This is a genomic window from Brenneria roseae subsp. roseae (assembly GCF_003115845.1).
Taxonomy (GTDB): domain Bacteria; phylum Pseudomonadota; class Gammaproteobacteria; order Enterobacterales; family Enterobacteriaceae; genus Brenneria; species Brenneria roseae.
The window spans coordinates 69575-83502 of sequence record NZ_KZ819028.1; the positions used below are offsets into that span (position 1 = coordinate 69575).

Genomic DNA, 13928 nt, shown 5'->3' on the forward strand with positions numbered 1-13928 from the left:
AGGGGGAAAACCATGCTTGCCTATATCGCCCGACGTTTGCTGGAAATGATCCCGGTTCTGCTGGTGATCTCCCTGTTAGTGTTCGGTTTTATCAAACTGCTGCCGGGCGATCCGGCACGCATCTACGCCGGGTCGGATGCCTCGATTGAAGCGGTAGAGGCAGCGCGCCAGCAATTAGGGCTGAACGACCCTCTGCCACAGCAGTACATCAACTGGCTCGGCGGTTTGTTCAAGGGCGATCTCGGGGTCACTTACCGTACCCAGCAACCCGTTGCAGAGGTGATTAGTAAAAGCTTTATGCCGACGATGTGGCTGGCCCTGGCCGGGTTTGCCTGGTCGGTGGCGCTGGGTCTGCTGATTGGCGTGGTTTCTGCGCTGAAACGGGGGAAATGGCAGGATTGGACGCTGATGAGCGTTGCCGTCGGCGGTATCTCCATGCCGCCGTTCTGGCTGGGCCTGTTATTGATTCAGTTTGTTGCCATGCCGTTCGGGGTCTTTTCCGTCAGCGGCTTTAATCAGCCCAGCGATATTATTCTGCCTGCGTTGACGTTGGGCGCCTCGGTGGCCGCGGTGATGGCGCGCTTTACCCGCTCTGCTTTTCTGGAAGTCGCGCAGGAAGATTATGTGCGTACCGCCCGTTCCAAAGGGCTACGCAATCGGCTGGTCACGTGGAAACACGTGATGCGCAACGCGCTGATCCCGGTGATTACCATGCTGGGATTACAGTTCGGTTTTCTGCTCGGTGGTTCAATCGTAGTGGAAAGCGTGTTCAGTTGGCCGGGCCTCGGCTGGCTGCTGATCGAATCCATCAAAACACAGGATCAACCCGTCATTCAGGCATTGGTGATGCTGTTTGTGTTTGAGTTTATTGTGATTAACCTGTTGGTGGACCTGCTGTACGCGGTGGTCAATCCGGCGATTCGCTTACGTTAGGAGACAAGATGAAACTCCCTTCCGAGCCCGCCGTGGCGGCTATCACGCTTGATAACGATACGATCCGTTCGCCATGGCGCGATTTCGCTCAGGTGTTTATTCATAACCCGATGGCGCTGGCTTCCAGCGGGTTTATTCTGCTGTTGGTGCTGGTCGCGATCTTCGCCCCTTGGCTGGCGCCGTGGGATCCCTCGGAACCGGACTGGATGGCGCTCGCCTCGCCGCCATCGGCCGCCCACTGGATGGGCACCGACGACCTCGGGCGTGACGTAATGAGCCGGATCATCTACGGCGCGCGCATCTCTTTGTATATCGGCATTTTCTCGGTCACGCTGGGCATGCTGGCGGGCATCGCCCTGGGGTTGCTGGCAGGCTACTACGGACGCTGGGTGGACATGCTCATTATGCGCGGTTCCGATGTGCTGTTCGCCTTCCCCGGCATGCTGCTGGCGATTGCCGTGGTGGCGATTCTGGGGCCGGGACTGAACAACGTTATCATCGCCGTCGCTGTCTTCAGCGTGCCGGTATTCGCCCGTATTGTACGCGCCTCCACGCTGTCGCTGAAACAGGCGGCATATGTTGAAGCGGTACGCTGCGCTGGCGCATCGGATCGTATTATCCTGATGCGTCATATTCTTCCCGGCACGCTGCCTAACGTTATCGTCTATTTCACCATGCGTATCGGCACCAGCATCCTGACCGCCGCCGGTCTCAGTTTTATTGGCCTTGGCCCGGAGCCGGACGTGCCCGAATGGGGCAATATTCTGGCCATGAGCCGCAGCCTGATGATGGCGGGCGCATGGCACGTCAGCGTTTTCCCCGGCATGGCGATATTTTTCACCGTACTGGCCTTTAACCTGTTGGGGGACGCACTGCGTGATACGCTTGACCCCAAACTGAAAAGTTAAGGAAGCGTGATGACAGCTTACCAGCAGCAACAGCTCGACCTGCTCATACGCCGGTGGCGGACACAGAAACAGCTGGGGACGCCGCGCTCGGCCAGCGGGCCATACAACAGCATTAGCGATGTCGCTGGCGTTCGTATCGGGCACAGTACGCTGGCAGCCGGCGAAATTCAGACGGGCGTCACCGCGATTGTGCCCTCAGACGCCAATCTGTTTACGCATCCCCTGCCCTGCGGCGCGGCGGTACTGAACGGTTTTGCCAAACCGATCGGACTGGTTCAGATTGAGGAACTGGGTCTGTTGCAAACGCCCATTCTGCTCAGCAATACGCTGGCGGTCGGCACCCTGTTCACCGCGCTGACACGCCACGCCATTGCACAAAATCCCGAATTAGGACGCTCCCAGCCCACGGTCAATCCGCTGGTGCTGGAATGCAATGACGGCTGGCTGAATGACATTCAGGCATTGGCCGTCACCGAACACATGGCGCAGAACGCGTTGCGGGAAGCCGGAGAAACGTTCAACCGCGGTAGCGTCGGCGCCGGACGCGGCATGAGCTGCTTTGGCCTGAAAGGCGGCATCGGCACCGCGTCGCGTCTGGTTCCTGAACTCAACGCAACGCTGGGTGTATTGGTGCTGGCCAATTTCGGTACGCTTTCCGCGCTGACGCTGGATGGCGTACAGGCGGGAGAGGCCATTGCCTCTTTATTATCGCCGGAGCCGACACCACAGAAAGATGCCGGTTCGATCATCATTATTATGGCAACCGACGCGCCGCTGGATGCACGTCAGCTTCGGCGCATCGCCAAACGTGCCGGCGCCGGTTTAGGCCGGCTGGGCAGCTATTGGGGCCACGGTTCCGGTGATATTGCCGTAGCATTTTCCACGCAGCCACACCCGCAACCGCCCGAAGACGCCCGGCTGGAAACGCTGTTGAGCGCCGCCGCCGACGCCACTGAACACGCGGTGCTCGACGCCATGCTCAGCGCGGATGCGGTGACCGGCTTTCGCGGACATCATCGCCCGGCATTACGTCAGGTGCTGGACCGTCTGGCCGCTAATTTATCTGAGTAAGGAACAGGATATGAAAATTTTTATTTCCGCAGACATTGAAGGCGTTGCCGGGGTTATGCGCCCGGAACAGTGCAGCCCCGGCACCGCCGAGTACCAACTGGCTCGCGGGCTGATGGAACAGGAAGTCAATGCCGCCATTGACGGCGCCTTCGCGGGGGGCGCGACCGAGGTGGTCGTTGCCGACAGCCACGCCGCCATGGTGAATCTGCGGGCGGAAAACATCGATTCCCGCGCGCGTCTGGTGCAGGGGAAGCCGCGTGGCTTATCCATGGTGGAAGGGCTGGAACAACAGCAGTATGACGGCATGATGTTCATCGGTTATCACAGCGCCGCCGGGGAATTTGGCGTACTGGCCCATACCATCAACGGTCGGGCGTTTTACCGGGTACACATTAACGGCGAAGTCATGGCCGAGAGTGATATTTATGCCGCCGCCGGCGCCGAGCAACACACGCCACTCTTGCTGGTCAGCGGCGACGATACGCTGCAACAGTGGATCGCCCGCTATTATCCCGCCACCCACTATGCCTGTGTGAAACGCGCCATTTCCCAACACGCAGCGGAATCATCAAGCCCGGAAATCGCCCGTCAGACCATCCGACAGGCGGCCATGAAGGCAGTCAGCCACGCGCATCACACCATCACCTCGCGTATTCAGGCTCCGTACCATCTTGAGTTGATGGTGGCAAAACCGGTGCTGGCCGATCTGTTTTGTCTGATCCCTTGCGTAAAACGTCAGGATGCGATTACCGTCAGTTATACCGCGCAAACCATGGCGGAAATTGTTAGCCTGTTAAGCGCTTTTTCCTATCTGGCGACAACGCAAAACTGACCCAATGCCGTATCCACAGACATGATGAAAAGCACAGAGACCGTAGAAGGAAATACCGGCGACAGCCGGGAAGCGTAGAAATGACGAACCCAATAAGAGGCGGCATGACCAAACCAGTGATTGTGATCCACGGCGGCGCCGGCGCATTGACCCGCTCGGCGATGAGCGCGGAAAAAGAGCAGCGCTATCTGGCTGCATTGACGGATATCGTCGCCCGTGGGCAGCGTATTCTGGCGCGATACGGCAGCGCGCTGGATGCGGTGACCGAAGCCGTCCGGCTGTTGGAAGAGTGCCCGTTGTTCAACGCCGGCCACGGTTCGGTATTCACTCACAACGAAACCCACGAACTGGATGCCAGCATCATGGATGGACGCAGCCTGGATGCCGGGGCGGTCTGTTGTGTCAGCCATATCCGCAATCCGGTATTGGCGGCCAGAACGGTGCTGGAACAGAGTCAGCATGTCATGTTTACCGCTGAAGGCGCGGAAGCGTTCGCCCGCCAGCACAACCTTGACATGGTCGAACCGGCGTTTTTCTCGACTGAAGAGCGACGCCGGCAATTGCATCACGCACAAGCCGGAGCAGGTAACGTCGTACTGGATCATGATGGTCAGGCTAACGATCCTATCGATCCCGATCGCAAGTTCGGCACCGTAGGCGCCGTGGCGCTGGACAGCATGGGTAATCTGGCGGCGGCGACCTCAACCGGCGGCATGACCAACAAACAGGCCGGACGCGTAGGCGATAGTCCAATCATCGGTGCAGGTTGCTACGCCAATAACCGAACAGTAGCCGTGTCTTGTACCGGAACCGGGGAAGTATTTATGCGCACCGTCGCCGCCTACGACGTCTCGGCGCTGATGGACTATGCCGGGCTTACGCTGGAACAGGCCGGTAATCGTGTGGTGATGGAGAAGCTGGTGCAGTTGGATGGCAGCGGTGGGTTAATTGCGGTCGATCGCAACGGCAATATTGCGCTGCCGTTTAACAGTGAAGGGATGTACCGCGGCTACGGCTATGTTGGGGAAACGCCTGTCGCGGCGATTTACCGCTGAGCGCGGCGAATAACCGATCTGCCGCGCCAACGATACCGTTACGGATTCGGCCGGCGTTCTGCGCCATCATAGTGCGCCGTGCGCCACCAGTATGCATACAACCACCGTTGCCCAACCTTTAGCTCTCGTCCTCAATCTCTCCACCCGCTCCGTGTCGGTAAGCGTCACGGTATTGCCGGGAAATGGCGTAATAATTGCATTGTATAGATATCGTCCGAACCTTTCTCACGGCATCACACCGAAGAAACACCCGTTGCAACCGGAGCATGTGACCATGCGCTTACGCCACATTGAAATCTTTCAGGCCATTATTCAGGCTGGCACGATCAGCGGCGCCGCGCGCCTGCTCAATGTTTCTCAACCTAACGTCAGCCGGGTTCTCAGCCACGCGGAGCAACAGCTTGGTTTCGCATTGTTCGAGCGACACGCTCAGGGCATGGTTGCGACGCTTGAAGGCCGCCGCTTAATCCCCAAAGTACAGGAGTTGTTCAGCCAGTTACAAAACATTAGCCAGTTGACCGAACAAATCAAAACCGGCAAAGAACAATCGGTTCGTCTGGGCGCGGCCCATGCGTTCGGGCAAATGATCGTTGCGCCCGCGCTGGTAGAGTTTCGCAGGCAGGCTACTCTGGTGAATGTCGAACTGGTTACGGAACATTTCAATACCCTGTGCCAAAACATTCTGCAAAACCAGCTCGATTTTGCGCTGATATTTGGGCAACAGGTCCCTGCCGAATTTCTGGCAGAGCCGCTGTTTCAATCATCCATGGTGGCGCTGCTTCCTAAGGACAGCCCGATAACCGGGCCGGTTTCTCTGGAATGGCTATGCAACAACAACCTGCTAATGATGCAGCTACAGGATCCGCTCGGACAGGTGCTGCATCGGGCAATGCGTGACAAAGCCCTGAAACCTTCGACCTCGTTATACATCAAAACGTATTCCGTGATTGCCGATATGGTGCTGGCCGGCGGAGGCGTGGGCGTTGTGGATCTTTTTACCGCCTGTCGCTACGCCGATCAGCTTAAGATCGTACCGATTGATCAGCCTTTGCCGTTTGAAGTCACACTGATTAGCCGGCGTGATAACCCTCAGTCGCGGGCAACGTTGCAGTTGAAACAGATAATGAAGAGTAAATGTTGGGAAATCGCCCGCCAAAACGAAGCGCTGTTGCATGCGGCGTAAACCGACAAGTGAGCTGGGATAACAGCACATTATGAGTACTTATCCACAACCAATAAGACGATTCACTATCGTCCGACGGCGTAGTTGTAGATTTTGTCCTACCTTGTCCCGGTACTCAACGCTATAATCCCTTCATCATTTGCTCTACAGGTATGCACCAATGATTCGCAGCATGACCGCTTACGCCCGGCGAGAAATCAAGGGCGACTGGGGAAGCGCAGCCTGGGAACTGCGTTCTGTTAACCAGCGCTATCTGGAAACCTACATCCGTTTACCAGAACAATTCCGCAGTCTGGAACCTGTTATTCGCGATCGTATCCGTGCACGATTAACCCGCGGAAAAATTGAATGCAACCTGCGTTTCGATCTCGACCCGCGGGCACAAAGTTCGCTGATTTTGAATGAACAGCTGGCAAAACAGCTGGTCAACGCCGCTAACTGGGTAAAAATGCAGAGCGATGAGGGAGAAATCAATCCGGTCGATATTCTGCGCTGGCCCGGCGTGATGGCCGCTGAAGAGCAGGACCTTGATGCAATCAGCGCCGAATTATTACAGGGATTGGATGGCGCGCTGGATGACTTCATCACCGCACGGGAAAGCGAAGGTAACGCGCTGAAAGCGCTGATTGAACAGCGCCTGGCTGGCGTCAGTGCCGAGGTTCTCAAAGTCCGCGCCCATATGCCGAACATCCTGCAATGGCAGCGTGAACGACTGCTGAGCAAACTGGAAGAGGCGCAGGTTCAGTTGGAAAATAACCGACTGGAACAGGAGCTGGTGATGATGGCGCAGCGCGTTGATGTCGCAGAAGAACTGGACAGGCTGGAAGCCCACGTAGCTGAAACCTACAAAATCCTGAAAAAAGAAGAAGCCGTAGGCCGCCGTCTGGATTTCATGATGCAGGAATTCAACCGCGAATCTAACACGCTGGCCTCAAAATCCATTAATTCCGATGTCACAACTTCCGCGATTGAACTGAAAGTGTTGATTGAGCAGATGCGGGAACAGATCCAGAATATCGAATAACTTCCACCCGGTTCCACCGACTGCCACAACGCCCTGTTTTCAGGGCGTTTTTGTTGCCATCAACGTCTACTGCGTACTACCCGAATCCACCGAAATCCACTGTCGAGTGGGTAGTACATTGGGTAGTACAATCGCTTTACAAGCCAAAATGTTCGTTTTATAACCTATATACTATCCACTTTTTCGCGCAGACCACGATTGACGGGCGCTGGCGGAGGCCGCTCTCAGGCCGAAGACGCCCGCAGAAAGGTCAGGAAAGGCGACGATCCTATCGCCGAACGTAAACGCAATCGCCCCGCCAGAATCCATACCGTCGATGAACTGTTTAACGACTGGAAACAGGATTTGGTGCGACGCCTTAAACACCCGCATATCCCACAGCGGATCTTCGCCAGAGAGATCGCGCCACACATTGGCGAGCTGGCGTTAGGCAAGGTCACACCGCTGGACATACGCGCCATCATCCAGCAAATCACCGCCAGCGGCCAGAATATGTAATTGCATAAACAGATCCAGCGCCTGCCGGGAGAGATAGACCACATACGGACGTCCCGCGCCACGGCGGTTGGCTTTCATTTTCTCCGCCGGTATGGTCCATTCGGCATTCACAAAATCGATCTCATCCTAAGTGACGTTAACGATGGAATTTTTTCTGACCAGCGTCAGCATGATGATCTTGAACGCGACTTTGAGCGCATGAGAGGTCTGCGCGCTTTCAACGCCGATGCGGACGCCACCCTACTATTCACCTGCTCACAGTGGTTGCGCAGTATATCGGGCGTGATCTCGCTTAACAGCTTTTTGCCGAACTTCGGAGCGACGTCGCGTTTGATAATGCCCTGTATTATGCAGCGCGTGCTGTCTTTATAGTTGGCGTTATCAAAATTTTTCACGGTAAAAATGACCGGAACAAGATGGAAATCGATAGCAGTCAGAAAACAAAAATCGCCAGTAATCCATATGATTTTGCTGGCGCGGGAGACAGGCGATTTGCGAGGCTTTGGGCTGATGATCAATAGGTTTCATTATATCCATTTGACTGCAATTTTTACGTCAAGAATGACGGTTTATAAAAATCATAAAAAATGACACTCGTACTGAATATATCTCTATTTTTATAAACTACTTTAGCCAGTTCCTGATCACCTTTTTTATAAGTTCCGTGAATTCACTACATAGCATCCACGTTACTGACTCAATTCACGCAGCAGCCTAGTGTTGATATACAGCTTCTCACGACCAACTGTCATTTCCTCCAGCACGCCAATATCTACTAACTGTTTGAGATATGTTGATGCCGTTTGGCGTTTGGCCACACCCCGTTCAACAAGGTTATCGATCCGGCAATACGGCCGCGCAAAAATCGCCTGGATAAGTTCATGGGTGTAGATTTTCGGCAGCTTCTCGCGCACATACGCGGTGGTTTCCGCCATCAATGCCCGGACAACCGATATCTTATCAATCGTCCACCGCGACGTGTTATCCACTGCCTCTAACATAAACAAAATCCACGATTCCCAGTCCCCGTCTTCTGTTACCCTGCGCAGAAATAGGTAGTAATCATCACGCCTTTCTAAGATGAAGCGGGACAAATACAGAATAGGCAGAGAAAGCAATCCAGTCTGAATCAGGTACAGAATATTCAGGATACGGCCCGTTCGTCCGTTTCCGTCAGGGAACGGGTGGATGCACTCAAACTGATAGTGCGCAATAGCCATTTTCACCAACGGATCTAAATCATCATCACCGTGTATAAACCGCTCCCAGTTCGCCAGTAAGTTACGAATGGCGTCCTCACCCACCGGCGGCGTGTATACCACGTTATTATTCTGATCACGCAATACCGTACCCGGCGTTTTCCTGATATCGGTTTGCACTGCGCGTAATTTGGTGCAGATAGTTACCGCTGTATTTGTGCAGAGTGGATTGTCCTCAAGGTGGATATAGCCATCATAAAGCGCAGTACGATAGCGCAGCGCTTCTTTGGTGGCCGGATCTGCGCCATCTGCGCGGTCAGCATACTGAAAGAGCTGATCGCTGGTCGTTACGATGTTCTCAATGCGCGAAGAGTCTTTCGCTTCCAGCATCGGAAGGATGTTTATCAACAAACCCTGATCGGGGATCAACTCACCGGCAGTTTTTAACTCTGCGATTGCTGCGCGCGCACTTATGCACGCTTTGAGTACGAGGCGCGTTTCAACGCGCTCCAGATCGGGCGGCAGTATCGGCAACGCGTTGTTAGGGGTTTCTGGATTCCAATTCATATGGTTAAAAAAACCGTTTTCATCGACATATAGTTATAATATGTCGATGCTATGAACATGTCACGCCATCATGTTTAAAAAATCGCGTTTTATCAACACATAGCTGAAATGTGTCGATACCATAAACATGTTCTGTCCGTATGTTTAAAAAAATGCATTTCATCAACACATGGTCGAAACGCGTTTATCGAATAATACCTCTCCGTCACTAAAACCCGCTCTAACAGCCCGATTATACGGGCGGTTTCTTTCTCACAATGTCTCATCATTGATCTCTTTTGCGCAGCGCCTGCATTCCTCAATACCCCCCCTTAGATGCCAGTAGATCATTTCCACCCTTTGTCTTATTCTCATACATCGTCATATGTTCAATAAGGGCGGGTTCATTGGTAGTTAACAAGCTGAGTTTGATGTGCCCTCGCCCAAACAGAACCAAAATGAGTAAACTGACGATAGTCTTTATCGCTGTGGCCGTACATAATCGTTGATTCAGGTAGTCAAAACAGTTCAGGAAAGGGAAGTATTTTGAGGCTTGTCGTTATATTTATTGCTATTGCCGTCCTGCTGCTCAGTGTATTTATGTATATGAGCAATACAGCGCCGTTACCGTGGTGAAGAGGTGTCTGCAAGTATACGTAAGGAAATATTCGAATGAGATTTGAAATGAAGTACGCTACGGCATTCCTGGCGCTAATGGTTGTTGCTGGATGTAGCGCTCAACATGGCGTTAGCGCCAAGAAATCAGTCGGCATGCCTAATCCTGCATCCGTTTATTGCCAGGAAAAAGGCGGCAAGCTGGAGATGGTTGAAATGAATAGCGGCACAGTCGGGTACTGCGTATTGCCAAACGGCGAGCGTATCGAAGAGTGGGCGCTTTACCGTCGAGACCATAATCAATCATAGCCTGCGGTAAGATACTTCTAAGTCAGCCACGATAATATGCCAAGACTCCATCCGATTGCCTGAACGGCGTTCGCATTGATGGCAAACCTGGAAAGTTAGCTGGTATTCAGATCCAGCAACAACGCTCTGATTTATTGCCGTCATCAAAAGAAATTCCGAACAACACCCTCTTCAAGCAATATTAAATGTTATTTTTTCAGTGTATTTATCACTATACCTGACCTGATAAACGACGTTGTAGGCGGTTATTGAGCGACTCAATAAGCAGGACATCTAAAATGGCGTTCCTCTGTTTTTAAGGATTTACAGATCTGTCCATACATGTTGGGATACCGATAACGGGTTTTGATCAGGGGAATGAAATGGGCTTAGTGTTGAAAGCGGTGATCGGTGCGGTTGTTGTTTTGCTCATCGGATACTTATCAAAGACAAAAAATTATTACATTGCCGGACTGGTTCCGCTCTTCCCGACATTTGCCCTTATTGCCCATTACATCGTTGCGACTGAGCGCAATGTCGCCGCACTACGCACCACCATCTTATTCGGCATGTGGGCCATCATTCCTTATTTCGCCTACCTTGCGTCTCTCTGGTACTTAAGCGGCATAACGAAGTTATCCTATTCACTGATCGGTGCTTTAGCCTGCTGGTGTATTACCGCAATAGCTTTGATTGTTATCTGGGGCCGCTGGCATTAAGCGGGTAGATTCACCGCAAAGGCCATACCCGCTGTTTTACCTTAACGAGGGGTACGGCCTTACGTACTGATTAATCTGGCTTAGTAATAACCCAGTAATTTCCACCAAACCAGACCGACGGCGAAAATCAGGATGACGTTGAAGGTGACAATTAAAAAATTAATTTTATAAAAGCGTATACGTTCAAAATATCCCTGAGCAAAATAAATCGGCCCGGGTCCGCCGCCATATTCCGTATTTCCCCACATCAGGTTACTAAAAATACCAAAGCAAATGGCAACCATCATCGGCGGTGCGCCTGCGGCGATTGCCGTCGCGGCAAAGGGAACATACAGCGCCGCAACATGTCCGGAGGCGGTGGCAAAGAGATAATGCACGTAAATATACAGCACACCCAATAAAACAAATGTTTGTATCGAGCCAAAGCCGTGAATGGAACTGCCTAATATCGCGGCCATCCATTTAATGAATCCCAAATCGGATAGTCCGCTGGCGAGGCTGATAATCACGCTAAACCAGATAACGGTATCCCAGGCCGCATAATCTTTTAGCAAATCTTTCCAGTCAACGGCGCGAACAGCGAACAGATACGCGGCCAATCCAAGCCCGACCGAGGTGGCAGATAAACCGGTTATCAGACTGGTTCCCCATCCGATCAGCGCGAGAATAAAGCCAAATGCGACCTTTTTCTCCACCAGCGTCATAGGGCCTAATTCTTCCAGCGAACGACGCCCCATCTCTTTCGCTTCAGGCGTGCGTTTTAGCTCCGGATTGAGAACTTTGTACACCAGCAGCGGCATCAGACAAAAGCAAACCATGGCAGGAACAACCGCGGCGATAAACCAACCCCCCCAGGTAATTTCTATACCCAAAGAGCCTTTCGCCAGGCTGCTGACCAGCGGGTTTGCCGCCATCCCCGTGAGGAAGATTGCACCAGTAATCGGCGTAAACTGAAAACAGACCATGGTGAGAAAATCACCGATCTTCTTCCCGGTTTCGCCGGGGGCTGATCCCAATACGCCGTTAATCGAACGTGCAATCGGGAAAATGATCCCGCCGGAACGCGCGGTTACCGAAGGCATGGCGGGCGCCATGATCAAATCGGATATCCCTAACGAATAGGCGATACCGAGACTGCTTCCGCCGAATAATGAAAGCATTTTATACGCTATCCGTTTTCCCAGGCCCGATGTCACAAAACCAAGAGAAAGAATGTAGGCGCAAAAGATTAACCATACGGTTCCACTGGAAAAACCGGATAAGGCTTTTGCTTCCGTTAACGTATTAGTGAAAATTGTCACACAAAGCGCAATTAACATAACCGCGCCAGAGGGTAATGGCTGTGTCAAAATTGCAGCGATAGTCGCGGCAAAAATAGCAAACATGTGCCATGCCTGAGGCGTAAGACCTTCCGGGATAGGACACAGCCAGATTATTCCGCCGATGGCGACAGGAATAATCGCGGCAATGATCTTTTTCCCCGTAGATGATCCAGATGACATCATCATCTCCTCAATCGCTAGGTAGTTTGATTTTCGTGAATTAATTCCGGCTGGCTGAACTTTTTAATACCTGATCAACCATGGCTGGCGCCATGCCAAGGTAATTAGCGGGATTCGTCAGTTGCTCAATTAATTCAGCGTCAAGACGGCTGGAAACGCCGGGCATGGCATTCAACACATCGGCAAGGCGACCGCCTTTCTCATTCACAATGCGGCAGGCGTCATAAACGATATCGTGCGCATCCTGACGGCCAATATAAGGCGCCAGCCCCATCATCACGGCTTCCGCGACAATCAGCCCTTTGGTCATATCAAGGTTTCTGGCCATGGCGTCTTCATCCACGATCAGTCCGCCCAACATAAACTTGGCCTGATGCAGCGCGCCTGCCGTCAGCACGAAACTTTCAGGAATGGCGATCCATTCGGCGTGCCAGGGGCCGGTCGCGCGTTCCAAATCCTGTACCATGGCATCCAGCATCAATCCCGCCTGTTGGCGTACACCTTTGGCGCAGGCCAGCATCAATTCGCTGGAGATAGGATTGCGCTTTTGCGGCATGGTGCTGCTGGCTCCACGGCCTTTTACGAAGGGTTCGTACAGTTCCCCAAATTCGTTGGAGGCCATCAGCATGACGTCATACGCAATCTTGCCCAGCGAACCGGTGATTAACGCCAATAAGTTGACCGCTTCGGCAAATCCATCGCGCGCAACGTGCCAGGTTGAAACCGGAACCCCCAGGCCAAGCTCTTCCATCATGGCTTGTTGTACTTCCAACCCTTTATCGCCCAGAGAAGCAAGCGTGCCGGCGGCCCCCGCGAATTCACCAACCAGAATGCGCGGACTGGCTTGCTGAAGGCGCTCTTCATGACGATCAAAAATATCGAGCCAGATGGCGACCTTGTAGCCAAACGTTACGGGCAAGGCTTGCTGCAAGTGGGTACGGCCGGCCATCGGCGTATTGCGGTAACGCAGCGCCAGATCGGCCAGCGTGCCGCGCAGCGTTTTAATATCCGTCTTGATGAGTTCAAAAGCGTCCCGGATTTGCAGCACTACGGCGGTATCCATAATATCCTGGGTGGTCGCGCCCCAATGGACATAACCACCGGATTCACCCGCCTGCTTAGAGATTTGATGTACCAGCGGAAGGATGGGATAACCGACTATTTCTGTTTCATGGCGCAGCAGCTCAAAATCAAGCGTATCGGCATCGCATTTAGCCGCGATTTCCTGCGCAGCGGCTTCAGGGATAACACCGCAGCGAGCCTGGGCTTTAGCCAGCGCGATTTCCACTTCCACGTATTTGCGGATCAGCTCGCGATCGTCAAAAACAGCGCGCATTTCCGGGGTGCCGAAAGCATCACGAAATAAAACTGAATCAAGTACATTCGAGGCCATAAAAGAATCCTTGATAAATCATAAGGGTGATAAAATACGGCATGCCTTACTCCGGAACGCGGCTACAATCAGTTGAATGCCGCATGACGATAAGACATGCGCAGTCAGATTAAATGACCGTACAACTGTAAATGTACGTACATTTAATATGTACAGACAAAA

14 protein-coding genes are annotated in these 13928 nt (G+C 53.0%); 11 read left to right on the plus strand and 3 right to left on the minus strand.

Going from position 1 to position 13928, the window contains the following annotated elements; translation table 11 throughout:
- Nucleotides 1-12 precede the first annotated feature (12 nt).
- The 9 genes from DDT52_RS10930 to DDT52_RS10970 all read left to right on the plus strand — a co-directional run bounded on the left by DDT52_RS10930 (nucleotide 13) and on the right by DDT52_RS10970 (nucleotide 7876).
- A complete protein-coding gene (locus DDT52_RS10930) occupies nucleotides 13-933 on the plus strand; it encodes an ABC transporter permease (RefSeq protein WP_136156379.1) in 921 nt (306 codons plus the stop codon).
- A gap of 8 nt (nucleotides 934-941) precedes the next feature.
- On the plus strand, nucleotides 942-1841 hold the full coding sequence (locus DDT52_RS10935) for an ABC transporter permease subunit (protein ID WP_136156380.1): 900 nt from the start codon (nucleotides 942-944) through the stop codon (nucleotides 1839-1841).
- A 9-nt stretch (nucleotides 1842-1850) separates the two neighbouring features.
- Nucleotides 1851-2912: a DmpA family aminopeptidase gene (locus DDT52_RS10940; RefSeq protein ID WP_136156381.1), complete on the plus strand. Its 1062-nt coding sequence runs from the start codon at nucleotides 1851-1853 to the stop codon at nucleotides 2910-2912.
- Nucleotides 2913-2922: 10 nt separating this feature from the next.
- Nucleotides 2923-3744 (plus strand): M55 family metallopeptidase, encoded by an 822-nt coding sequence (locus DDT52_RS10945; protein WP_109054326.1) that lies wholly within the window; start codon nucleotides 2923-2925, stop codon nucleotides 3742-3744.
- Between the two features lie 104 nt (nucleotides 3745-3848).
- Nucleotides 3849-4799 (plus strand): isoaspartyl peptidase/L-asparaginase family protein, encoded by a 951-nt coding sequence (locus tag DDT52_RS10950; RefSeq protein WP_136156548.1) that lies wholly within the window; start codon nucleotides 3849-3851, stop codon nucleotides 4797-4799.
- Nucleotides 4800-5073: 274 nt separating this feature from the next.
- The gene (locus tag DDT52_RS10955; protein WP_136156549.1) at nucleotides 5074-5982 is read left to right on the plus strand and encodes a LysR family transcriptional regulator; all 909 of its coding nucleotides are present in this window, start codon (nucleotides 5074-5076) and stop codon (nucleotides 5980-5982) included.
- Nucleotides 5983-6142: 160 nt separating this feature from the next.
- Nucleotides 6143-7006, plus strand: a complete 864-nt coding sequence (locus tag DDT52_RS10960) for a YicC/YloC family endoribonuclease (protein ID WP_109054329.1) — start codon at nucleotides 6143-6145, stop codon at nucleotides 7004-7006.
- Nucleotides 7007-7204: 198 nt separating this feature from the next.
- On the plus strand, nucleotides 7205-7504 hold the full coding sequence (locus DDT52_RS10965) for a hypothetical protein (protein ID WP_136156382.1): 300 nt from the start codon (nucleotides 7205-7207) through the stop codon (nucleotides 7502-7504).
- The gene (locus DDT52_RS10970; protein ID WP_136156383.1) at nucleotides 7505-7876 is read left to right on the plus strand and encodes a hypothetical protein; all 372 of its coding nucleotides are present in this window, start codon (nucleotides 7505-7507) and stop codon (nucleotides 7874-7876) included.
- 317 nt (nucleotides 7877-8193) lie between these two features.
- Here DDT52_RS10970 and fic read toward each other — a convergent pair whose 3' ends face one another.
- Nucleotides 8194-9270: a protein adenylyltransferase Fic gene (gene fic / locus DDT52_RS10975; protein ID WP_136156384.1), complete on the minus strand. Its 1077-nt coding sequence runs from the start codon at nucleotides 9268-9270 to the stop codon at nucleotides 8194-8196.
- 663 nt (nucleotides 9271-9933) lie between these two features.
- Between fic and DDT52_RS10980 the strand changes: the two genes are divergently transcribed.
- Nucleotides 9934-10173, plus strand: coding sequence for a putative hemolysin (locus DDT52_RS10980; RefSeq protein ID WP_136156385.1), 240 nt, complete (start codon nucleotides 9934-9936; stop codon nucleotides 10171-10173).
- Between the two features lie 362 nt (nucleotides 10174-10535).
- Nucleotides 10536-10871 (plus strand): GlpM family protein, encoded by a 336-nt coding sequence (locus tag DDT52_RS10985; RefSeq protein WP_136156386.1) that lies wholly within the window; start codon nucleotides 10536-10538, stop codon nucleotides 10869-10871.
- Between the two features lie 80 nt (nucleotides 10872-10951).
- Here DDT52_RS10985 and DDT52_RS10990 read toward each other — a convergent pair whose 3' ends face one another.
- Entirely contained in the window at nucleotides 10952-12373 is a 1422-nt protein-coding gene (locus tag DDT52_RS10990) for a DASS family sodium-coupled anion symporter (RefSeq protein ID WP_136156387.1), read from the minus strand.
- Between the two features lie 40 nt (nucleotides 12374-12413).
- A complete protein-coding gene (locus DDT52_RS10995) occupies nucleotides 12414-13766 on the minus strand; it encodes a class-II fumarase/aspartase family protein (protein ID WP_136156388.1) in 1353 nt (450 codons plus the stop codon).
- Nucleotides 13767-13928 lie beyond the last annotated feature (162 nt).